The 22034-nt window shown below is 34.3% G+C and carries 16 protein-coding genes and 1 tRNA gene; 8 read left to right on the top strand and 9 right to left on the bottom strand.

Features of this window, described 5'->3' with window-relative positions:
• Nucleotides 1–588: 588 nt before the first annotated feature.
• Together ACJAT0_RS01960 and ACJAT0_RS01955 are read right to left on the bottom strand one after the other, a co-directional pair.
• Complete coding sequence (locus tag ACJAT0_RS01960) at nt 589–1425, bottom strand: aminotransferase class IV (protein WP_415180293.1); 837 nt, start codon at nt 1423–1425, stop codon at nt 589–591.
• A 49-nt stretch (nt 1426–1474) separates the two neighbouring features.
• The gene (locus tag ACJAT0_RS01955; protein WP_374004368.1) at nt 1475–1864 is read right to left on the bottom strand and encodes an START-like domain-containing protein; all 390 of its coding nucleotides are present in this window, start codon (nt 1862–1864) and stop codon (nt 1475–1477) included.
• 146 nt (nt 1865–2010) lie between these two features.
• On the opposite strand from ACJAT0_RS01955, the gene ACJAT0_RS01950 reads away from it, so the two are divergent.
• Nucleotides 2011–2084: transfer RNA gene (locus tag ACJAT0_RS01950), tRNA-Met, on the top strand.
• Between the two features lie 785 nt (nt 2085–2869).
• Here the strand turns inward: ACJAT0_RS01950 and ACJAT0_RS01945 are convergent.
• Nucleotides 2870–2998 carry a hypothetical protein gene (locus ACJAT0_RS01945; RefSeq protein WP_415180292.1) on the bottom strand — a complete coding sequence of 43 codons (129 nt, stop codon included), beginning with the start codon at nt 2996–2998 and terminating at the stop codon, nt 2870–2872.
• A 386-nt stretch (nt 2999–3384) separates the two neighbouring features.
• On the opposite strand from ACJAT0_RS01945, the gene ACJAT0_RS01940 reads away from it, so the two are divergent.
• Entirely contained in the window at nt 3385–8502 is a 5118-nt protein-coding gene (locus ACJAT0_RS01940; RefSeq protein WP_415180291.1) for a LamG-like jellyroll fold domain-containing protein, read from the top strand.
• Nucleotides 8503–9829: 1327 nt separating this feature from the next.
• On the opposite strand, the gene hisS is transcribed toward ACJAT0_RS01940, so the two are convergent.
• Nucleotides 9830–11200, bottom strand: a complete 1371-nt coding sequence (gene hisS, locus ACJAT0_RS01935; protein WP_415180290.1) for a histidine--tRNA ligase — start codon at nt 11198–11200, stop codon at nt 9830–9832.
• Nucleotides 11201–11475: 275 nt separating this feature from the next.
• On the opposite strand from hisS, the gene ACJAT0_RS01930 reads away from it, so the two are divergent.
• On the top strand, nt 11476–12717 hold the full coding sequence (locus tag ACJAT0_RS01930; RefSeq protein ID WP_374004338.1) for an ABC transporter permease: 1242 nt from the start codon (nt 11476–11478) through the stop codon (nt 12715–12717).
• 706 nt (nt 12718–13423) lie between these two features.
• Here ACJAT0_RS01930 and ACJAT0_RS01925 read toward each other — a convergent pair.
• Complete coding sequence (locus tag ACJAT0_RS01925) at nt 13424–14026, bottom strand: PhnA domain-containing protein (RefSeq protein WP_415180289.1); 603 nt, start codon at nt 14024–14026, stop codon at nt 13424–13426.
• Between the two features lie 840 nt (nt 14027–14866).
• Here ACJAT0_RS01925 and ACJAT0_RS01920 point away from each other — a divergent pair.
• Complete coding sequence (locus ACJAT0_RS01920) at nt 14867–15292, top strand: DNA-binding protein (protein ID WP_374004340.1); 426 nt, start codon at nt 14867–14869, stop codon at nt 15290–15292.
• A gap of 252 nt (nt 15293–15544) precedes the next feature.
• On the opposite strand, the gene ACJAT0_RS01915 is transcribed toward ACJAT0_RS01920, so the two are convergent.
• Complete coding sequence (locus ACJAT0_RS01915; protein ID WP_415180288.1) at nt 15545–16792, bottom strand: NAD(P)/FAD-dependent oxidoreductase; 1248 nt, start codon at nt 16790–16792, stop codon at nt 15545–15547.
• 353 nt (nt 16793–17145) lie between these two features.
• Between ACJAT0_RS01915 and ACJAT0_RS01910 the strand changes: the two genes are divergently transcribed.
• Nucleotides 17146–17451: a DUF3817 domain-containing protein gene (locus ACJAT0_RS01910; protein WP_374004342.1), complete on the top strand. Its 306-nt coding sequence runs from the start codon at nt 17146–17148 to the stop codon at nt 17449–17451.
• Here ACJAT0_RS01910 and ACJAT0_RS01905 read toward each other — a convergent pair.
• Nucleotides 17448–17855, bottom strand: coding sequence for an acyl-CoA thioesterase (locus ACJAT0_RS01905; RefSeq protein WP_374004343.1), 408 nt, complete (start codon nt 17853–17855; stop codon nt 17448–17450). The genes ACJAT0_RS01910 and ACJAT0_RS01905 overlap by 4 nt on opposite strands.
• A 58-nt stretch (nt 17856–17913) precedes the next feature.
• On the opposite strand from ACJAT0_RS01905, the gene ACJAT0_RS01900 reads away from it, so the two are divergent.
• The 3 genes from ACJAT0_RS01900 to ACJAT0_RS01890 all read left to right on the top strand — a co-directional run bounded on the left by ACJAT0_RS01900 (nt 17914) and on the right by ACJAT0_RS01890 (nt 20683).
• Nucleotides 17914–18729, top strand: a complete 816-nt coding sequence (locus tag ACJAT0_RS01900; protein ID WP_374004344.1) for a TrmH family RNA methyltransferase — start codon at nt 17914–17916, stop codon at nt 18727–18729.
• Between the two features lie 21 nt (nt 18730–18750).
• Complete coding sequence (locus tag ACJAT0_RS01895; RefSeq protein ID WP_415180287.1) at nt 18751–19995, top strand: M48 family metallopeptidase; 1245 nt, start codon at nt 18751–18753, stop codon at nt 19993–19995.
• Nucleotides 19996–20335: 340 nt separating this feature from the next.
• Entirely contained in the window at nt 20336–20683 is a 348-nt protein-coding gene (locus ACJAT0_RS01890; RefSeq protein WP_374004346.1) for a DoxX family protein, read from the top strand.
• Here the strand turns inward: ACJAT0_RS01890 and ACJAT0_RS01885 are convergent.
• Nucleotides 20680–21057, bottom strand: a complete 378-nt coding sequence (locus tag ACJAT0_RS01885; protein WP_415180286.1) for a DoxX family protein — start codon at nt 21055–21057, stop codon at nt 20680–20682. The two genes, ACJAT0_RS01890 and ACJAT0_RS01885, sit on opposite strands and share 4 nt — an antisense overlap.
• 180 nt (nt 21058–21237) lie before the next feature.
• Nucleotides 21238–22034, bottom strand: a 797-nt coding sequence (locus ACJAT0_RS01880) for a pyridoxal phosphate-dependent decarboxylase family protein (protein WP_415180285.1), incomplete at its 5' end; no start/stop codon positions are given.

The raw sequence follows: 22034 nt of genomic DNA, 5'->3' as shown, positions 1-22034 counted from the left end.
TAGTATTTCAAAATAGACCGATACGTTACTAAAAAGGAACTGGTAGATTCCAAATAGTAAAAATATCCTGATCTTTTTTATTATGGATCAAACAGAAATAAGCTACTGCGTATCTTCATTATCAAAAAAATTAACATAATCTGCAAGTAATTATTGATAATAGCTAGTTAAAAATACCTACTGATGGATTCTAGTGCCGAATAATAAAAATTCTAATCAATGCCCTTTATACCACATGCGGATTGAAAAGAACGGAGAAAACCATATATGTTTTAAAAAATCTTCGGTATATGATATCATCTCTTACCTCAACTTCATCTTGAATTGAAAATTAAAACCAAAACGTAACATCTGTTTGCCATAAAGTATATGACTTCTAGTTACATCTGTGTTTAAAAAGCATTCAAGAGTTTTACTGATTCAAAAAATAAAAGTACCCTACCACAATTTGTGTTGTATTATTAGTTGAGTTAAACGAAGAGTTCAATACATCTAAAACAACTATTTTACTTAAAAAGAACTATTTACTAGGTCACTAACAAACGATAAACAAACGTATTACAAGTCAACAAATCATGTGCTACTCAACTAATCAAAGAAGGTATCATTAAGCATTTGTAGAAGTTCATTTGCTGTGTCAGTCTCATAGCTTTTCTTGCGGTATTTAGTAACGCTTTGCACCCCATTTATAATATTAGTAACAAAAATCTCATCAGCTCTTTGCAATTCAAAAGGGGTAATTGTTTCCTCGTTAAATTCATAATTGAGCATTTTTTTAAATTGTTTTATGATATGAGCCCTCATTATACCATTTAAACATCCATCAGATATAGGTGGTGTTTTAATCACATTTCCATTACGCAAAAATACATTTCCAGAAATAGCTTCCACTACCATTTTATCTTGGTTAAGTAAAAATAAATCATCGTATTCATTTTCCACAGCATAAATACCAGCTAGAATATTAACTGCTTTATTTGTAGATTTTAGGCTGCTCAACATGGAGCCGTAAACAAAATGATCCTTAAAAAGATCTATTTCTTTTTTGGTTACATTTTTAAATTTAGACGGTAAAATTGTTGAAGAAATAGAGTAATTAACCGACAGATCTTTGGGTGTATAGAAACCTCCAGACTTTCTCCACACCGTAATTCTTATTCTGGCATGATCCTTATTTAGACCTTGTTTTTGAAGCAATCCCATGATACTTTCTTCCAGAAATTCTGGTGTGAAAAAATCTGGTATATTCATACGCAAAATTCGCATGCTCGACATCAATCTGAAATAATGCTCTTCAAAAAGTAATGCTTTACCCTTATAGCACCTCAGCGTCTCAAAAACTCCGTCACCATAAAAGGTACCTCTGTTGTTATAAGGTATAACTGCCGTTTGTTCTTCTAAAAATTCTTGATTGATTATTACCATAAAAAAAGCCCTATTATTTAGGGCTTAAAATTAAATATTTATTAGTAGACTAACTAGATCCTAACACCTTTTTTAAAGCACTTACTTGATTTTCCCAAAACATTTTTTGTTCTTCTACTTCATCGTCATCATCTCCGTAGTCAGTGATCATTAATGAAACGTCTTTGGTTATTTCATCTACTTCAATCCTAAGTTCAAAATATTTTTTTGTGTCTTCATCATAGTCCCACTGAAAACGAGCTCTTTCACCAGATACCCTTTTAATAATTTTTGCCTTTTCTTCTTGTCCATCCCAAATGAATTTAAAATATTCACCACGGCTGTTCACATTATCAGCAAACCATTCAGACATTCCAGAAGGAGTCGCTATATGCTGGTACAATAAAGTCGGAGAGGCCTGAATAGGAAATTCAAGGTCAAATTTGATCGGGTCTTGCATTAAAATAACTTTTACGGCAATATAGTACATAATTTCTGTCCTGAAAAAAGAAAATTAATCAAAATTAAAAATCAGTTAGGTTTGGAATAAAAAAATAAAAAAATGTATATTTGCACCCGCTAAAACAACAGCTGTTTTAGCGTATTGGCGTGGTAGCTCAGTTGGTTAGAGCGCAGCACTCATAATGCTGAGGTCGGCGGATCGTGCCCGCCCCACGCTACAAAGCTCTTATCATTTGATAGGGGCTTTTTTGATTACCAGTAGTTCCACTTTTCAATAAAAAGCTTTTTAAAGTGTGAACTGCGTAATTTTAATAATGTCTGTACTGTTCAAAAAAAATAACACTCTGATAAACGACTTATTTCCTTTTTAACTTGCCTGTTGATCTATAATAGTCCTTTTAGGATATGAATGATTTAAAAGAAAATCATTACAGAAACAGATTAACTGAAGCTTCTCATAAAACCTTATGCCCAATTCACGAGCTTTGTTTAATGCTAATACCCCTGCTACTTGATGAAGTGTCTTAATACACTGGATTCCATCATGCTTTAATACATTCTAGATTCATTTGGAATATTCTTCTTAGTCAATTGCTGTCACAATATTAAAATTACACCTTCTTGCTTACTGATACTATTTCTAATTCCTTCTTCTCTTAATTTATCAACACCAGATGCATTAATAGTGCTGGAAATGCACATATCACGGTCACTACTTTTCAATAAAAAATTTACTGCTCTGCTACAAGACAGAAATTCATCATTAATCATTTAATCACATTCAAGATCTTCAACTACTCTATCAAACATTACTAAAGGGATTCCATAATCAATGATATCATAAAAATGATCGTGTTTTTCTAATTCTTGTGCCCCTATTTGCTACTGTAATAATAAATCCATCAATAGATTCTTTTTTAAGAGTCGATAAATAAGCGACCTCCTTCACATATAATTCATTTGAAAACCCCCTTATTTTTCTTTAATTATTCTCTGTTGTAGCCTATTTCCAACCTTTTAAGACTAGAGCAAAGAAATCATTCTTAATATCAGGAATAATAACAGCGATAGCAGCATTTAACCTTAATAAGTTTTTGAGCCGCTGGTCTCCTATTTTTTTTGGTGTGTCCACTATTTTTATTTTTGTGTCAAAACTTATTTCTTCCTTATCATTTAATTATTTGTACATAGTAGAAATAGAATAATTTAATACATCTGCCAATTGCTTTAAAGTTACTTTGTCCATTTTCACACGTAACTATAAGATAGGATAGATAGACGTATTCTACTCTCCTAGAAACTCAAATTTCACCTCACCTTATGTGAACAAAAAATGGGTCTATGATTGACTTTAATCATTGAAATGACTTTTATTATTATTAAAATATATTGTTTGAAAATAAACATCTATGAACTACATAAAAACATGTCTTTTTAACGATAAAACTGTTAAAGTACATATTGTATCGATTATTGACGGCTAACTTCACTTTGCGAGATGAATAAAATTTAGTTTCCATGAAAAAATATGCTCTGTCAACTGCTAAAAAATCTAGAATTTTCATTGTAATAACTTTAATAACAGGTACACTCAACGCTCAAACAAATAACCTGACCGTTAATTTCAAAGGGCACCAAAAGCTTTATCAAAATAATTTTAAAACTTTTAACCTAAGTAACTTATCCAAAAATAATTATGACAAGGTTACCCCTTATTCTAATTACGTAAATATGGGTAACGAGGTCACTGTATCTAGAAATAACTATACACACAAAACCACAGATGCTACTGATTTTGATTCAGCAGCTAACATTTCGATCCCATCAGAAACTTTTACCATTCAGAATACGGGTTCTTCACATTTAGATTCAACTGGTATTTCTGTTTCAATAACTAAAAATAATACAAGGGATTTAAAGGATACCTCTCAATATTTAAAAAGCATTAAATCTAGCGGTCCTGAAACGCTCCCTGATTCACTTACCAAAGCAACTTATGAACTAAGTAATGCGAGTAAGGAATACACCTCAAATAACACAAGTAAGACAACATATAAATTTAATAACAAAACAGCTTCAGCTTCACCTATAACCACCTTGTACTATGAAAATTTTGATAACGGACCTGCTGGATGGTATTCCACAAACACAGGTGTAGGAGGCTTTCAATTTAGCCTGGGGAAAGTAGCAAATGAAAAAGGGGAAGGTGATTATTGGTATACGAGTAGCTGGAACAATTTTCCTAACAACGCTTCTGCCACAATTACTAGCCCGATAATTAATACTCTAGGATATACAGATCTCAAATTCTATTTAGATTTTAGAACAAACACCAACGATGTAGATGATGGCATGAGAATTCAATACACCACTGATGGGGGTTCTTTTTGGACTACGCTAGGATCGATCACTTCTGGTAACAACTGGTATAATGATTCGGACGTAAATGGATTTGGTAGTTGGAGTGGAGATAGCTCTAACCTAGATAGTTCTTTAAGTAGATTTGAAGTAGCCAGTCATATACTTCCCGTATCGGTATCAAACCATTCCAACATACGATTTAGAATCTCATTTGCCAGTAACGGTTCAAACACTGATGACGGAGTTTTGTTTGATAATATTATAATTACGGGAAGAAAAACAGTACCTGATGTTGCAGCTGATGGACCCGCAAACGTGAACGATAATCTTACCTTATGGCTCAAATCTCAGAATATACCTTCTACTGACGGTTCGGTATTGCCATTATGGGAAGATAAAGCATTAGATAATGATGCATTTGAAATAGCAGCAAATGCGCCTGTTTATGCTAACAATGTGTCTAATAATGTCAACTTCAACCCTTCTGTTGTTTTTGATAGATCACAGCAACAACACATTCGTGGCAAGGGTGGATATAACTCTAACGATTACTGGATTGTAGTGCGAAGTACTTTAGATATGACAGGAGCGGTTGCGAGCGAAACTATGCTTATAGGGGCTAAATGTGCTCCTGTCAACCCATCAAAAGATCCTTCTGGATTAGGCTGGGGGCCCATTTCAGCAAGATATGATAATGAAGTTATTGCGCATAGCATAGGGACTGTTTCAGAAACAGATCTAGCCGATGACAGCTATGGAAGATCATTTTCACACGCAACAAGAACTTTTGACGATGTACATATTTTAAATGTAAAAAATAATCCTAATAACAATCAAACAGAAATCTATTTAAACGGTCGTAAAATAGATAACCTAACGGGTGTCACCGAAGTTTCTAGAGATACTTTAATTTTTTGCAGCTTCACAAACAAACCTTATTACTTAGGTACTGGACGTCAACAACTAAATGGGTTCCCATTGGAAACTCATTTAAATGGTGAAATTACGGAAGTGTTTAGTTATAGAGATAGAAAGTCAGATGCGGTTCAGCAAAGAATCTATTCCTATTTAGCTATTAAAAATGGCGTGTCCCTTCATAACCCAACAAGTACTTTAGATGATCACAGAGCAGACTGGGATTACTTAGATTCTGATGATCAAATCATTTGGAGCTACTCTTCAAACACCCTATTTAACTTTGATGTAACCGCTATAGGAAAAGATAATAAATCTGATTTGATACAGAAGCAATCTAAAAGTGAAAATTCAACGAGCGTAGTAGCGATAGGTTTAAACCGTGTAGAAGACTTAGGAACTCAAAATGCAGAGCGTTTTGATAATGACAAAGACTTTCTTTTTTGGGGACATAATGGCGAAGATTTAAATGCATATCGCAACGTTATAAACCACGATATAGGTATAGCAAACGCAGTTCGAACAAATATTACGAGAGTGAATCGTGTATGGAAAATTGAAGAAAATACGACAACTGATATCTCCACAACCGAGGTTAGAGTAGCAAGCATTGATTTTTCTGGTCTCCCCGCATTAACGACAAATCGAGAGTATGTACTGATGATTGCAGATGATGAAAATTTTAACACAAATCTGGAAACTAGAATCTTTTATAACGATGGAGACTTTGAAAGAGCTTCCTACAACTTTGACGGTATTAAATACTTTACATTAGGTATATCAGAAGTGGAATTTGATGATAGAAGTGTCTATTTTGATGGTATAGATGATCATATTGTTATTGATGGGCCACAAGTATTAGGAAGCAGATTTTCTGCAAGTACTTGGATTCTTAGCCAAGGAAGTAATTGCACTAATACAGAAAGGACCATCGTCGCCAAAAGATCCAATGGTTCAGGTTTCCAACTATCCCTTAGAACTGACAATCGCATCACATTAAGATGGAATAGTAATACTTTAGAGGAAATGATTTCAAATACAGCATTAGATAATGGTGTTTGGGTACAGATAACAGTAACCTATAATAACCATATAGCAAAAATTTATATTGATGGTGTATTGGATAGTCAAGCTACACTTTCGGCAGCTATTCCTGACGAAAACATAGTAGGGATAGGTGCAAGAATAGATCAAGATGAAATCGCTTATGATCATTTTCATGGTGAAATAGACGAGATAAGGATATGGGATATAGCCTTGTCACAAGATCAGATTAGGTTTATTATGAATCAGGAGATAGAAAAAAATTCTAATCTAGTGAGTGGATCAATTATCCCCAACACCATTACTAAAAATGATATTGCTGGATTAAACTGGGATACTTTAAAAGCTTATTACAGTATGAATAGCTTTATTGGAACTTCATTGAATGATGAATCTGGAAATAAAGGATACGGTAGAATGGCAAATGAAAATTACTTTGAATTAAAAACTCAAACAGCTCCACTTCCTTATATTTCTTCAGGAACAGGAAACTGGGAAAACCCTTCTAGCTGGAATAATGGGATATTCTTATTTACACCGGGAAGTACCAGAGTAATTAACGGTAGTGTGGAGAAAATTAATTGGAATATTGTCAAAACGAGTAATGAAATTACCATTGCAAACTCTAATGTTACTTTATTAGGATTATTTGTAGAAAGTGATCAACTGAATGTAGATAACGATCATGGTCTTACTATCACCCATATACTTGATCTTCAAGGTTCTATCGATCTTAAAGGAGCGTCTCAATTAGTACAAACAACAAACAGTGATTTGATGACTACTACTACTGGATTTATAGAAAGAGATCAACAAGGAACTGGCAATATATATAATTACAACTACTGGTCTTCTCCGGTTAGTATCACTATAGAAAACAACATTAACAATGGTTATACTTTAGCTGACGTTATGAAAGATGGTACACTAGTAGACCCTCCTAGAGATTTAAACTGGACCAATAGAAATATAAGTAATGGCTCCATAGGAGATGCAACCAATGCGGCTACTATCTCCGGAAAATGGTTGTATAAATATGGCAACCTAGCAAGTGGCACTTACTCTAACTGGCAGTATTCAGGACCTTATGGAGCTATGAATGCTGGTGAAGGATACACCATGAAAGGAACAGGTTCCATTACAGATCAAAACTATATTTTTAAAGGGAAACCTAACAATGGCGATATAGACCTTCCCATCAGTATTGGAAATGATTATTTGATAGGTAATCCTTATGCTAGTTCACTGGACGCTAATGAGTTCCTTGCAGACAATCCCAACCTCAATGGCACCTTATACTTTTGGGAACATTGTAGTGGAAATAGTCATCTTATTTCAGATTATCAAGGTGGTTATGCTATGTACAACTTCTCAGGCGGTGTCGTAAATGCAACATTAGGAACTTCTAGCCCAGATATCAATCAAGGTGGCATCGCTACAAAACGCCCAGAACGTTTTGTACCGGTTGCACAAGGATTCTTTGTGACAGGAATTTCTAATGGGGCGATAAGCTTTAGAAACGACCAAAGACAATTTGTAATTGGAGCCTTAGGAAGTAGTTTATTTATATCTCCTCCAGATAGCGATGCGGCCAACACTGTTTATTCAGACTACAACAGTTTTAGTGATGTTAGACCTAAAATTAGATTGGGGTTTGATTGCGCTAGTGAGATACACCGCCAGTTATTATTAACTATCGATCCTAATGCTAGTATGAATTATGACCACGCGTTTGATGGTATTCAAGTCGACCAACAAAATGAAGATATGGCTTTTATTTTGGGAAGCGATTACCTAACTATTCAAGGCATAGATGCTCTAAATATGAACTACGAACTACCGTTAATGATAAAACTTAGTTCTATAGGTAGCATAACTATTAAATTAGACGAGGTACAAAATGTAGATCCCACACAACAAATTTTCTTAAAAGATGCAGTTTTAGCAACCTATACAAATTTAAGGAGTGGAGATTATACGAGTCCAAGTCTAGCAGTTGGAACTAATACCACACGGTATTCAATAGTATTTGAAGATCCAACTGCTTTGAGCAATGAAAATGTAGGTCATCTAGCAAGTGACCTGCTGATTTATACACCTTCTGATAGACGTGTATTAAACATTGTGAAAGGACATAATATAAGTGTAGAAAAAGTCACTCTTAATAACATGTTAGGTCAGCAAATACAAACTTGGAATGTAGGATATCAAATTGGAGACATATCGTTAAACACCACAAATATTCCTAGGGGTACTTACGTTGTGATATTAACCACTAATTGTGGTATACAAACACGTAAAGTGATCATTAAGTAACTAAAAACTGTTGCAAGGTCTCCCCTAAAAAATGTCTTTAAAACAGCTTAATTAACTGTATTATAGCGTATTAAACTTATTTTTAATTTACAAAACGACAGAGAATCCCGTATTAGTAGACACTACCTATGATTTTTCATCAAGAAAAAAAAATAAAAGCCTAATAGATGCTCTTATCGATTGGGATAACATCAAAAAAATCATAAATGCTAATTATTCAAGAGGTAAAAGTGTTCTAGATAAGCCTTGCTATAGCGGTTTGCTATTATTCAAAAGGTATCTTTAACAAGCTTGGTATGGATGAAGTGATTACGAAATAGAAGATAAGTTAAAGGACCGTACCCTTTCCTTGATTGCTATGAAATGATTATAGACAAAGTAGTGACCGACCGTAGTACACGTAGTAGTTAAGAATTGTACTAACTAAAACCAAAACCTTTATGAGATTATTCAGTACCATCCCTGTACAATTAGAAGCTCACAATATCATTGTTAAGAAAAGTATTATAACAGACGCAAGAGTTATCGGCACTCCACTTCGACTAAAAGAAAACACCAACATAAGGCAACCGAAGATCGCAGAAAAGTAGGGTAAGTGTAAATTAACAGTATGCTGCTGGTGTAGATGAAGATAGAACATGGTTAAGAAAGGAGGTACATACCCTTTCGGAATTAAAAGGAGCATGTAACTGATAACTTATGCCGGGTATTAGGAATCCTAACCTCTACAGCAAGTAAAAGGAAATAGCACATTTTGGAGATATACTAGAAAAAGTAACGTATAGGTTTACCAAAAGGCATCTCATTAAAAGATGATAAAAAGTAAGAGTGAAAAAAAAATGTGGAACTACTCAAACAACAAAATCTAAAAATCATATTCTGAAAAAAAACGCACTAGAAAAAACCATTAACAGGTTGGAAAAAATTCAATAAATTAATTAGTTAAATGAAATCCAAAGTAGAGCGCACATTTGGAACAAAAAAAAAAATGGCTTACCGGTCGATTAGCAAGATATCAAGAAATAAATAGAATGCCTACTCAAAATCATGATGGAAGCAACTGGATACAATTTTTTTCTCAGTTGAAGATTAGAACGTCTAATATTAAAATGCAGAGGAAAACAATAAGAAAAACAGCCACCTAAGCTATTATAAGACTCCACAAATATTTTTTGACAAAAACACCAAAATCATTAAGGTGAAAAGGAAGTTGAATCGAAATCATTTGATTTAGCGGTGGTCTTTATTGATTCATTAGTCCAAAAAAGATCACAACGTTTGACTCATTTTCAACGGCCTTTGTTGCTTATATAAGTTTAAATGTACTTTAAGACAGTTTTGAAACAATCTCTTCTGGAGTGAGCAAATACTGCTCACCGCTACTCATTTTTTTAAGCTTTAATTTACCCGTAGCTACTTCGTCTTCACCCACCAAAATTACATAAGGAATCCCATTGCGGTCTGCATAGCTCATTTGTTTCTTCATTTTTACAGCATCTGGATAGAGTTCTGTTTTGATTCCCCTTTCGCGAAAACGAGATAACAAACTCGCACAGTACTGAGCTTCTGTCTTCCCAAAATTAATGAATAAGACCTCTACGCCTGCTCTTACAGAATCTGGAAACAGATTTAATTGTTCCAAAACTAAATAGATGCGATCTAGCCCAAAACTGATTCCTACACCACTTACTTCTTTGAGTCCGAAGATCCCAGTGAGATCATCATAACGACCGCCACCACCTATGCTACCCATAGCAACACCTTCTGGCGCAGCAACTTCAAAAATACAACCTGTATAATAATTTAAACCACGAGCAAGAGTAATATCTAAATCCAGAACAGCAGTTTTTAAAGGCATTTGAGTGATCGAAGTATTTATAAATTCCAATTCTTCAATTCCCTTTAATCCTATCTCTGAATTTATAAGCAGCTTTTTCATGCTTAAAATTTTCTCTGCATAAGAACCAGAAAGTGAAAAAACAGGATCTAATAGATGGATGGCTTGTTGATCAATTCCTTTAGATAACATTTCTTCTTGCACCTTTTCTTTCCCTATTTTATCAAGCTTATCAAGTGCAACAGTAAAATCAATGAGTTTATCCTCTGCACCTATTACCTCTGCAATACCCGCAAGAACTTTACGGTTATTGATTTTAATCGTGCAGGCTTTTAACCCTAAATCTGTAAAAACAGTGTCGTATAGTTGAACGAGCTCCACTTCTTGGAGAAGGGAATTACTACCTACTACATCTGCATCACATTGTGTGAACTCTCTAAAACGTCCTTTCTGAGGGCGATCTGCTCTCCATACGTTTTGCATTTGATAGCGTTTAAATGGAAACGTAATATCATTTTGGTTTTGTACTACATAACGAGCAAAAGGTACGGTAAGATCGTAACGCAGTGCCTTGTTAGCAATTTGCGAAGTCAATTGATTTTCTTTTCCCGTTTCTAAAAATTCTGAAGTCGCCTTATTTAGGTAGGAGCCACTATTCAATATTTTAAATATCAATCGATCACCCTCTTCTCCATATTTACCCATCAAGGTGTCAGAATTCTCAAAACTAGGCGTTTCAATGGGCATGAATCCGTACAGCTCAAAATGACGCTGAAACTTCTTCATAATGTATTGTCTGCGCTGTACTTCTAGCGGGCTAAAATCTCTAGTACCTTTAGGAATTGACGGTTTCTGTGCCATAATAGTTGTTCAACTTGCAAATATAAACAGTTAAATAACTTCTGTTCCTAAAGTAATTTTATTATAACAATAATTTACTGGAAGAATTTGTAACTTTAAATGGTTTTCTAAGTCCAACAAGCGTACAACATCAAAACCTGGCATATAAATCGTTTCTTTTTCAAAATAGTTATCGTTAAAAAATAAAACCTAACGGAAGTCTTTTTTATGTTTACTAGAAAAACCGATTCTATTTATTTCTGGGACATTTTAACCTTAAACGGGTATTACTTTTCATGATAGGATTACTACGCCAAAATATCAGTATCGCACAACAAAACATTAAAGGTCAGTTGCTGCGTACCATACTCACCATTATTATCATAGCTATAGGTATTACCGCCTTAGTAGGCATTTTAAGTGCTGTTAATGCCCTTTCTTCTACGTTAACTAATGGTTTTTCTGAGATAGGAACAAATACGTTTTATATACAGCAATACGAGCTCAGTATAGAGCGTCGCGGTGGCAACCGGCGTACCGTTGTAAATCCTATTATCAAATACCGACAGGTAAGAGAGTTTGAAAATAAATACAAGACAGCTTTAACCCAAGTAGGTGTTACTTTTCAAGCAACTAGTACCGCAGAGGTTAAGAGCGAAGGACGTAAAACAAAACCTAAAGTTATCATAGCTGGCGTGAACCAACATTATGCAGAAAATGCGGGTGTTCAACTTAGTCGAGGACGCATGTTTTCTTTGTTAGATATTTCAAATAATTCTAAAGTCTGCCTTATTGGTAGTGATATGGGAGAAGAGCTTTTTGAAGGTTTGAATCCATTAGGGAAAACCTTGAGCGTGCGTGGTAATAAATTTACCGTAGTAGGAGTACTAGAAGAAAAAGGATCTACCTTCGGTAATAATATAGATTTAAGAGTACTTATTCCTATAGATGTGGCACGCGGTATTTATACGCAACCCAATATCAATTACAATCTTAGTGTTAAAGTTTTTGATAAAAACTTTATAGACCGAGCAAAAGGAGAAGCTACCGTTTTAATGCGTAATATTAGAGGACTCTCACCCCAAGAAGCAGACAATTTTGGCATCACCCAAAGCGATCAATTGATTTCTTCTATTGATCAAATAAGTGACGCTCTTAGTATCGCAGCGATAATTATTAGTTTAATTACTATTTTTGGTTCTTCTATTGCCCTAATGAATATTATGCTGGTTTCTGTTACAGAACGTACAAGGGAAATAGGCGTTAGAAAGGCACTAGGCGCAAAACGCAGTACCATTTCTTTACAGTTTTTTATAGAGACTTTCCTTATTAGTCAGTACGGAAGTATATTAGGTATTTTATTAGGCATGTTGATAGGTTATGGGGTTTCCTCTTATTTTGAAATTCCTTTTGAAATTCCGTGGACGGCAATCATCGCAGCAACAATAACGTCTATAATAATCGCATTTTTCTCTGGTGTCATACCAGCCGTAAAAGCAGCAAAACTTGATCCTATCGAGGCGTTGCGTTACGAATGACATAACAACGGCTAGTTATATGTCTGCTTTTAGCGATTTAATCATGCGAATAGGTGAAGTTCCATAATGCTTGTTAGAAAGTAGGAATAGAATAATTTGTAATGAAATAATCGCTGACGATAAAAACTTGAATGGTGAATATCCATAAGTAAAATACTTTTAAAATATCTACAACGCCATTGTAATTCTATTTAAAAAGAGAACTGAATACATAACACCTACAAACTTTACAGATAAAAACGCACTTTCAAAAAAGCGTTTAGCAAACTCTTTAGAACGATCTTTATGTAAAATTTTAGAATTACATCTACATTTTTGCGAGAGCAGTAACATAAAAAAGCAATAAACCCATAGCCTTTGTAAACGAAGCAAATGACATCCCCAACATCATTCCATACCCTTGCATTTTAGGTGCAAATCGATCATTAACATACCAAAACTAGGGACTTTCTGCTAAGAAAAAACCGCTTCAATTAAAAGGGGTTGATTTGTGGTATCCCCTGCAACGTTTGTATTAGAAGTATGATCTTAGGGTTTTTAAGTTAATTGATCACTATTATGTAATTCATCTTGTATTAGAGTCATGAGAAAAGACCGCAGTGTTGCAGGAAAGGAGAATTAAGATTGACTTTCCAAAATATCATCATGCTGTACTACTATTTGCTATACCTAGTGCCTCTTGATGCTGTTTCAAACTACAATTCCATTAGTCTTCCTTAGAAGTTTTCTTCACATACTGAGTTAAGAGAACTACTTGAGTAGGTCCTACTCTACCTTCTATTTGATTTGCATTATCATGAACTAAAGAAATATTACGTACAGCTGTTCCACGTTTTGCAATAAGACTAGAGCCTTTCACATCCAGATCCTTAATAATTACTACGCTATCGCCTCTATGAAGAATGTTACCATTGACATCCTTATGAATAATTTTAGGACCGCGCTGGATCCCTTCTTCTGCCCATTTTTTTGTTTCCTCTTCCATATACATCATTTCTATAAGATCCACTGGCCAGCCTTCTGGTCGCAATTGATCTAACATGCGATAAACAACCACTTGTATAGCAGGAACGGGACTCCACATCGCATCGTTAAGAACACGCCAGTGATTGGGATCTACAAGACTTTCATCTTCTAGCTGCTTCCTGCAGGTCTCACAGGCTAGTACAGCAGTATCCTTGACGTTTTTAGGTGAATCAGGTACCTTATAAATATCAAGATGTACTTTCACTTCTAGAGTATCTGCGGCGGCACAAAGCTCACAAGTGTTTCCTGATCTTTCTTCTAATAATTGAGATGTATCTGACATGATTTTATTTATAAATTGCAAAGTACGTTTTCTTTGAAAGTCTATGAAATGGTGGACGTATATTGTTGAATTTTCTATTTACTTTAAAAAATAAAACTTGCTATAAAACTTCATCCTGTTATGAAGTAAGATGGATACGAAGAGTATAAAATAATTAAAAATTTTATACTTAAAAGCATTCTTACAGCACTAAAAGAGCCCCGTTTGATGTGGTCCTTTAAAGTTCTTAAGCACCAGACTTTAAGTGATAAAAAATATTTCATTACTAATTTGCTGCTGCCTGAGCGTTATAAGACATTCTGATTCAAATTGAAATTACAGCTATAATCGGATTAAATAAATCCCAAGTATCCATAAAGCAAAAAAAACAATCGTAAAATAATAGAAAATGATTTCTTGTCTATGATAGGTTTAAAAATTACTAGGAACATATATAAAGTGTCTATGACTAGACAACATGAGAGTTTAAAAGCTAGCCTATCTACTTCTCCATACATCAACAAAAAAAATAACAAGAAACATTTTTTACATCAGCCTTTTGGAAATCATCACAAACGAAAACATCTTTTGACAACAAAGCTGTCCACCGCCGCATGTCATAGGATTGGATAGATAAAATTTGCTGTTTATGTGCGTTTAAATCTAGAAAAACTACGAAAATTGCTGTTGTTCTAAATAAAAGTAATTCAACTTTAGTTATTTATAATTTCTTACTTATTTTACTTGCTATAAAAAAACACAACTGGAATTTTCTATTTGTGATTTGTTTACTAATTTTGTTTCTTCGATTCACAAGGAACCAAAAACACGAACTCGTTAAAAAAACAAAAAAATACCCTAATGGATTTACAAATAGGAGATAAAGTGCACTTAATTATTGAGACAGAAACACCATTGGGATATACTGTTTTAATAGAAGATGAGTTTGAAGGATTGCTATATAGAAACGAGGTGTTTACTGATTTAGAAGAAAACATGGAAGTTACTGGTTATATAAAAAACATAAGAGAAGATGGTAAAATAGATGTTTCATTAAAACCTCAAGGCTTTCTAAATGTAATTGATACAGATGCAAGAAGAGTTTTAGATAAGTTAAAAAAAAGTCCGCAAGGGTATCTTTTAGTCACTGATAAAAGTACCCCTGACTCTATACGTTTTCACTTAAATATGAGTAAAAAATCGTACAAGAAAGCGCTGGGAAATCTTTATAAACAAAAGCTAATTCTCATTACAGAAGATCGAATAGAATTGGTAGAAAAAAATTAAATGCAGCAGATTTTCTTAAAGAAAAAAAACTCGAAATATAGTATAACAAGGTTTTTCTAAATTATTCATAAGTTTTAAAAGAATATGCATTAGAGAACATGTTACCAAAGAATTATACCGATCGAAAAATGCTATTTAGTACAAGTTTTGAGATCTGTTGATTAGGAAAAAGATGATCAAGCACATCAATCGATGTGCCCCTTAAAAATCTGTGGAAGCTTTCTAGGTCAATGTCATTTGCCCTAAATAACTTTAAAACAGTACACCACTTTCAATTTTACTCACTACAGCTTGCGCAGCAGCTTTACCATTTAACATTGCTGCGTTCAGAGAGGCATTACTTAAGTGATCTCCAGCAAGAAATATATTTTCAGTTAGTTGGGTTTCTGACGCAGTCATGCAATAATTCAAAGAGTTCAATTGAGGCAATGCCTTTTTAATATGATACAATTGGACGAGCTCAGTGGCTACTATACCTGTTTCTTCCCTAAGTTCCTTAATGACACGTTCTGCTAATTTTAGATCATTGAGTGGGTGTTTTTTAATAACCGTAACGCTGATAACATTTCTATGATGATCAAAAATATCTTGCAAAAAGTGGAAATTGTTGATCAACACTTCTTCATTTGAAATAAGGCCTATAATTGCCTCGTCAAAACCGGTATGATCCGTTTCAAAATAAAGAACCGTTACCTGATGCCACAACAAGTCTTCCTTAGGTAAATTAGGAACTATATTTCCGGCTATAGTGCCTATTATCGTATAGTCTGAATGGAATTTCTCTCCGTTCTCTAATGTGACTTCATTGCCTATCACGGAGCTGACGGTCTGATTTAAATGAATAGAACCTAATGGTAATTTTGAAGCTAGTTGTTCAGGAATCGCTTGAATGCCGGCTTCTGGTATGGTTGCGTTTCCTTCGGTGAACATCTTAAATACAAATTCGAACATGCGACTACTAGTAGCCAGCTCCGTTTCTAAAAATATGCCCGCATAAAAAGGGGTGAAGAAACTAGAAATCATTTTTGTGGAGAACCCGTAGTTTTCTAGATAGGTTTTTGTGGATGTCTCTGGAGATGAAAAAATATCTTGAAGTGATTTTTGTTTTAGCTTTCGCGAAAGCGAGAACACCAACCACTTATCCTTTAACGAACCTACTCCTGCCATAATGGTACTCCATAGAAAGCTCCTGTTTCTAAAAGCATCGCCAAGTCTATATGTTTTACCATTCATATATATCATAGAGCCTGGTACAAATTTACGCAACTTTAAAGCCTCAATATCAAGAAATTCATTCACGGCTGGATAAGCGTCTAATAGGACTTGAAAGCCATGGTCCAGTATCATTCCTGTTTGTAGATCGCTTTTCACGCGACCACCTACAAAAGAGTTTGCATCGTATACCGATACTTTATAGCCAGCATTCTGCAAAGTAATCGCAGCGGTAAGACCACTTACCCCAGCACCTATAATCGTAATTTGTAATTGGTTATTATCCATCTTGTAAAAATACTAGGGAGAATGCTATTTTCAAGGATAATTAACGCTTCAATTTTTAACAATAAGAAAAACACACAAGAAACTTGAACCACCGGTAACGCTATTAAAAAATTATCAATTCCTTAGGAGTGAAAAAATGATTAAACTAAATATTCTGATCTACCTTTGTATGGGATCATTTTGATTTAATTCTTTTGTGTCGCAATAAAAATTAGAATTGGGTTCCAACAAGATTCTTATAAACTGCTTGACATTGTTTGTTATGCAGTAGGTTTAACCTTTAGGTCAAATAATACCTTTTTTTACCTACATAGAAAACGTTTTAAACAACCGTTTATAAATAAATTCAAAATATGCTTAAATTCTTCAAATACCTAGCTATAGTAGAGGGTTATTCTTTTCTATTCATTCTTTTTCTCACCATGCCATTAAAATATTTAGGAGGTGTTTTATTGCCTAATAAAATTATGGGAATGGCTCATGGATTTCTCTTTTTAAGCTATGTTGTAGTTGCTATTGTATTAAGCCAATTATTAAAATGGAACTTTAAAAAATTATTGATAGTTCTCGCCATGTCTGTAGTTCCTTTTGGAACTTTCTGGATGGAAGAAGCCTATCTCAAAGAAGATTTGAAAGAAGATTTGAAAACTATTTCTTAGTCCGTATCAAAACCTTTCTTTTTCATTCGATCGTGCTGAAACTCTACTTCCGTTTTTCCATGTGGCACCGATTTTCCATCCTCCCCTAGATTAACTAGAATTATATTTTCGATGGTAATGATGGTAGCGTAGGTCATTTTATTACGCACAATGCATTGTAAATCAATGGAACTTTTACCAAATTTATTGACCTTTAGCCCAATTTCTATAATATCTCCTGTCTTTGCACTGGCTACAAAATTGATTTCGCTCATAAACTTAGTAACGACTTTTTGATTCTCCAGTTGTATAATTGCATAGAGTGCCGCTTCTTCATCAATCCATTCCAATAACCTACCTCCAAAAAGTGTTCCATTAGGGTTGAGGTCTTCTGGTTTGATCCATTTTCTGGTGTGAAAATTCATATGTGTAGTTTGTATTCAAAGATAGTTATGATCTTGTTGAAAAACCTATTTTTGTAACATGAAACACATTTCTAGTCCTCATAACGCGATCGTACGTCATGTAGAGCAACTGCAGCGTAAAAGTAAGTCCCGTAAAAAAGAAGGACTTTTTATAATAGAAGGGCAACGAGAAGTTTTTTTAGCAACACGCGGTAATTTTATAATCGAACAGCTATTGATTTGCGGTTCCATCCTACTTGCTAAGGATCTATTTACAGAAGATGATGTGTATAAAAAGTTAGAGATCGATACCCGTCCAAAGATCATTTCAGTTACCGAAGAAGTATATGAAAAAATGGCTTATAGAAGTGGTACAGAAGGCTGTCTCGCTTTCGCGAAAACGAAATCACAACAATTATCTGACCTGCGATTAACAAAAAATCCGTTAATCCTCGTAGCAGAATCTACCGAGAAACCAGGGAATCTAGGAGCCCTTCTAAGAACAGCAGACGCAGCAAAGGTGGACGCTGTGATCATCGCAAACCCTACGGCAGATTTATACAATCCTAATGTTATACGGTCTAGCGTAGGTTGTGTCTTTACCGTTCCTAACGCTGTAGCGAGCACCGCAGAAGTACTAGCGTTTTTAAAACAAAAGAACATTCCTCTTTATGCAGCGACATTACAAAGTAGTGAACGTTATGATAAAATAGACTATACCACCTCGAGCGCCATTGCCGTGGGAACAGAAGCAACAGGGTTATCAGAAGAAATGAGAGCTGCTGCAAAAGCAAACATTATTATACCTATGTCTGGCGAGATTGATTCCATGAACGTTTCAGTAAGCGCTGCCGTCCTAATTTTTGAAGCTAAAAGACAACGCAATTTTAATTAATATTTTACGATAAGCATATATATGACGCCAACACACATATTTTATATCATTATAGGAATACTTGTTTTTGACTTTTTATTAGAACGTATTCTTGGGTTTTTAAATTACACGTGGTACTCCAAACCAATTCCCCGAGAACTAACCGATGTTTATGAACATGAAGAGTATGAGAAATCGCAAGAATACAAAAAGACCAATTTTAAATTTGGTTTGATTTCTAGTAGCGTTTCATTTATCGGAATCATGATTTTTCTTTATTTTAAAGGTTTTGCGATTATCGATGAACTCGCAAGGAACTATGCAGAGAATCAAATTGTTGTCGCATTGTTCTTTTTTGGAATTATCACAGCGGCAAGTGAACTCCTTAGCTTATCCTTTTCCATTTATGGAATCTTTGTTATTGAGGAGAAATTTGGATTTAATAAAACAACTGTAAAGACGTTTATTTTTGATAAAATAAAAGGTTATTTCTTAACCGCTATTTTAGGCGGTGGTATTCTTTCTTTAATCATCCTTTGTTATGGCTGGGCAGGAGCTAATTTCTGGTGGTATGTGTGGATTTTAATAACGGCTATATCACTGTTTATGAATATGTTTTACGCAAAATTATTTGTACCTCTTTTTAACAAGCAAGCGCCGTTGGAAGAAGGGGAATTAAAGAATAAAATTAGCGATTATGCGGCTACAGTTGGTTTTCACTTGGACCAAATTTTTGTGATTGATGGAAGTAAACGATCCACAAAGGCAAATGCTTATTTCAGTGGCTTCGGTAGTGAGAAACGTGTGACTTTGTACGATACCTTAATCGAACAATTAAGTGAAGAGGAAATAGTTGCTGTTCTGGCTCATGAAGTGGGTCATTATAAAAGGAAACACATCATTTACAATTTAATTGCAGGAACCTTAACGACTGGTTTCACTCTTTGGCTGTTTTCGCTTTTTGTAGATAGTAATTTGCTCTCTGAAGCATTAGGTGTTGCGGTTCCATCCTTCCATATTGGATTGGTAGCTTTTGGGCTCCTCTACTCTCCTATTTCTACCCTAACTGGAATAATTATGAGTTTACTTTCTAGAAGATTTGAATATCAAGCAGATTATTATGCCAAGGACACGTACAAAAAGGAACCCTTAATCAGCGGTTTAAAAACACTTTCTAAAACTAGTTTAAGCAATCTTACCCCACATCCAGCTTATGTGTGGTTTTATTTTTCACATCCTAGTTTACAGCAGCGTATCGCAGCTATGGATAGTGGTGTTGTTTATTAATCTTGGCCGCGATAATGGACTGATGCCTAAACCGTATGGTAATTATCCGAAGTAGATTTTATAAGCTTCCATGCTTAAGGATTTAAAACAAGCCTTTACAATAAATACGAGATTTCAGGTTTAATATCCTTGTATGTGGATTTAAATATGAAAGAAATTAAAAAAATTAGGTAGTGTGATTCGAGTAGAATTGTTCTACTATTACCATGTTTTGCTTTATGAAGCTCTAAAGCCATCTTTTGTCAACTTATTTTTAACAGATGATGAATTTTGAATAATGAGTTTAAATTTCAACATTTAATTAACGCTTCCATACTTTTCTTTTCAGTATTTTAGACACATGAGTACATTTTATTTTCTACTTTACTTTAATATCGCATCGTTCTTTTTTTTTGGAACTACCTGTCTTTTCTCCCCGCATATGAGATTAGAGTTCAACAGATACGGTTTGAATAGCTTGCAACGATTTATGACAGGAGTTCTTCAACTTGCAGGTGCATGTGGACTGATAGCAGGAATTTATTTTACCTATATAGGCATTGCTGCATCTTTTGGCTTAAGTCTTCTTATGCTAGCAGGTTTGATCACAAGAATTAAGATAAGAGATGGGATTTACAAATCTTCTCCAGCTCTTATCTACATGGTATTAAGCGCTATTATAGGATACCAATTTTTAAGAATGCTCTAGAGAAAAAGAACTGCTACAGACAATACTAAGAATATGGCCGCAGGAATTGATTTTTTTGCGGGATCACTGATTTTAACATGCATTAAAATAGCTCCTGACATAAGAACCGCGATTCCTATCGCACCTGCATATTCCAATACCTCTGAGGAATAAAAAATAGAAATTAATAAAAGCACCGCAAAAAGACATTTAAAAGTTCCTACCGCAATCATCGCTTTTTTTGATAAGCCATAAGACATGAATTCTTCTTGCATACTCATTGCACCACCACCACGAAATGGAGTTTCTTTATCTCTTTTGATCAACCACACATTTAAAATGCTTAAACCAACTCCTAATTTGATGATAATTTCAATGATCTCTATAACTTCCATATGTACGTTTTTTTTGAATATAAATATATACTACGCTAAAAATTACAAATTTATACTAATAAGTCTTTATTTAACAAGTTAAATTATAATAATTATAAGATAGTAAGATAGTTATTTACTCGTGAAATTCCATGCATCTTAAAAGAAAAAAAACAAGATATACTTAACTCAACCAGAAACTTACTCTTCAAGAATTTGTTTAGCAAAGTTCTCACAACTGGAAATGGTTTCTTTAATATGAACCATAGTCGTACGCGGGTTTATCAAACACATGCGTAAAACGACTTGTTTATTTAAAACTGTAGTCACCAATAAAGATTCTTCAGATTCTACTACTCTTTTAGAAATTTCTTGATTCAAGGTATCTAATTGTTCATCACTAAGATCTAAATGTAAGGGATGGTATCTAAAATTTATAATCGCAAGTGTTGCTGACGAAACCACTTCCCACTGCTTACTTTTCCTAAGAAGGCATTCTACTTCTTCGGCTATCTCAATATTATAGGAAACTGCTTTTCTAAATGCTTCTAATCCAAAAGTTTTCATAGACATATAAAACTTTAACGCTCGAAATCTTCTCGTAAGCTGTATTCCATGATCATAAAAATTGATCTCTGAGGGATTGCCTTCTATATCACGCAAATACTCTGGCTTTTCAACAAATGTATCGCGCAGCCATTTGCTCTTTCGAACTAACAAACAACCCATTTCATAAGGTTGAAATAGCCATTTATGTGGATCAATGGTTAAAGAATCTGCTTTTTCAATTCCTTTTAACGCCTTACTTCCTTTTTTTGATAACATGGCTGCACCGCCATAAGCGCCATCAATATGAAACCAAAGCTTTTCGTTTTTACAAATCTCAGCTATCTGTTCTAATGGATCTACCGTTCCCGTGTTAGTGGTTCCTGCATTTGCAATAATACAGAAAGGCTGTAAGTCCGTTAAACGATCCCTAGAGATTGCATTTTTTAATT

The sequence above is a fragment of the Nonlabens sp. genome (assembly GCF_047636915.1).
Lineage (GTDB): Bacteria > Bacteroidota > Bacteroidia > Flavobacteriales > Flavobacteriaceae > Nonlabens.
This window is presented reverse-complemented; position numbering and strand designations above follow the sequence as displayed.

Coding starts and splice junctions, on each gene's coding strand:
- ACJAT0_RS01960 (WP_415180293.1), bottom strand. CDS start 1,425: ATGGTAATAATCAATCAAGAATTTTTAGAAGAACAAACGGCAGTTATA.
- ACJAT0_RS01955 (WP_374004368.1), bottom strand. CDS start 1,864: ATGCAAGACCCGATCAAATTTGACCTTGAATTTCCTATTCAGGCCTCT.
- ACJAT0_RS01940 (WP_415180291.1), top strand. CDS start 3,385: ATGAAAAAATATGCTCTGTCAACTGCTAAAAAATCTAGAATTTTCATT.
- hisS (WP_415180290.1), bottom strand. CDS start 11,200: ATGGCACAGAAACCGTCAATTCCTAAAGGTACTAGAGATTTTAGCCCG.
- ACJAT0_RS01930 (WP_374004338.1), top strand. CDS start 11,476: ATGATAGGATTACTACGCCAAAATATCAGTATCGCACAACAAAACATT.
- ACJAT0_RS01925 (WP_415180289.1), bottom strand. CDS start 14,026: ATGTCAGATACATCTCAATTATTAGAAGAAAGATCAGGAAACACTTGT.
- ACJAT0_RS01920 (WP_374004340.1), top strand. CDS start 14,867: ATGGATTTACAAATAGGAGATAAAGTGCACTTAATTATTGAGACAGAA.
- ACJAT0_RS01915 (WP_415180288.1), bottom strand. CDS start 16,792: ATGGATAATAACCAATTACAAATTACGATTATAGGTGCTGGGGTAAGT.
- ACJAT0_RS01910 (WP_374004342.1), top strand. CDS start 17,146: ATGCTTAAATTCTTCAAATACCTAGCTATAGTAGAGGGTTATTCTTTT.
- ACJAT0_RS01905 (WP_374004343.1), bottom strand. CDS start 17,855: ATGAATTTTCACACCAGAAAATGGATCAAACCAGAAGACCTCAACCCT.
- ACJAT0_RS01900 (WP_374004344.1), top strand. CDS start 17,914: ATGAAACACATTTCTAGTCCTCATAACGCGATCGTACGTCATGTAGAG.
- ACJAT0_RS01895 (WP_415180287.1), top strand. CDS start 18,751: ATGACGCCAACACACATATTTTATATCATTATAGGAATACTTGTTTTT.
- ACJAT0_RS01890 (WP_374004346.1), top strand. CDS start 20,336: ATGAGTACATTTTATTTTCTACTTTACTTTAATATCGCATCGTTCTTT.
- ACJAT0_RS01885 (WP_415180286.1), bottom strand. CDS start 21,057: ATGGAAGTTATAGAGATCATTGAAATTATCATCAAATTAGGAGTTGGT.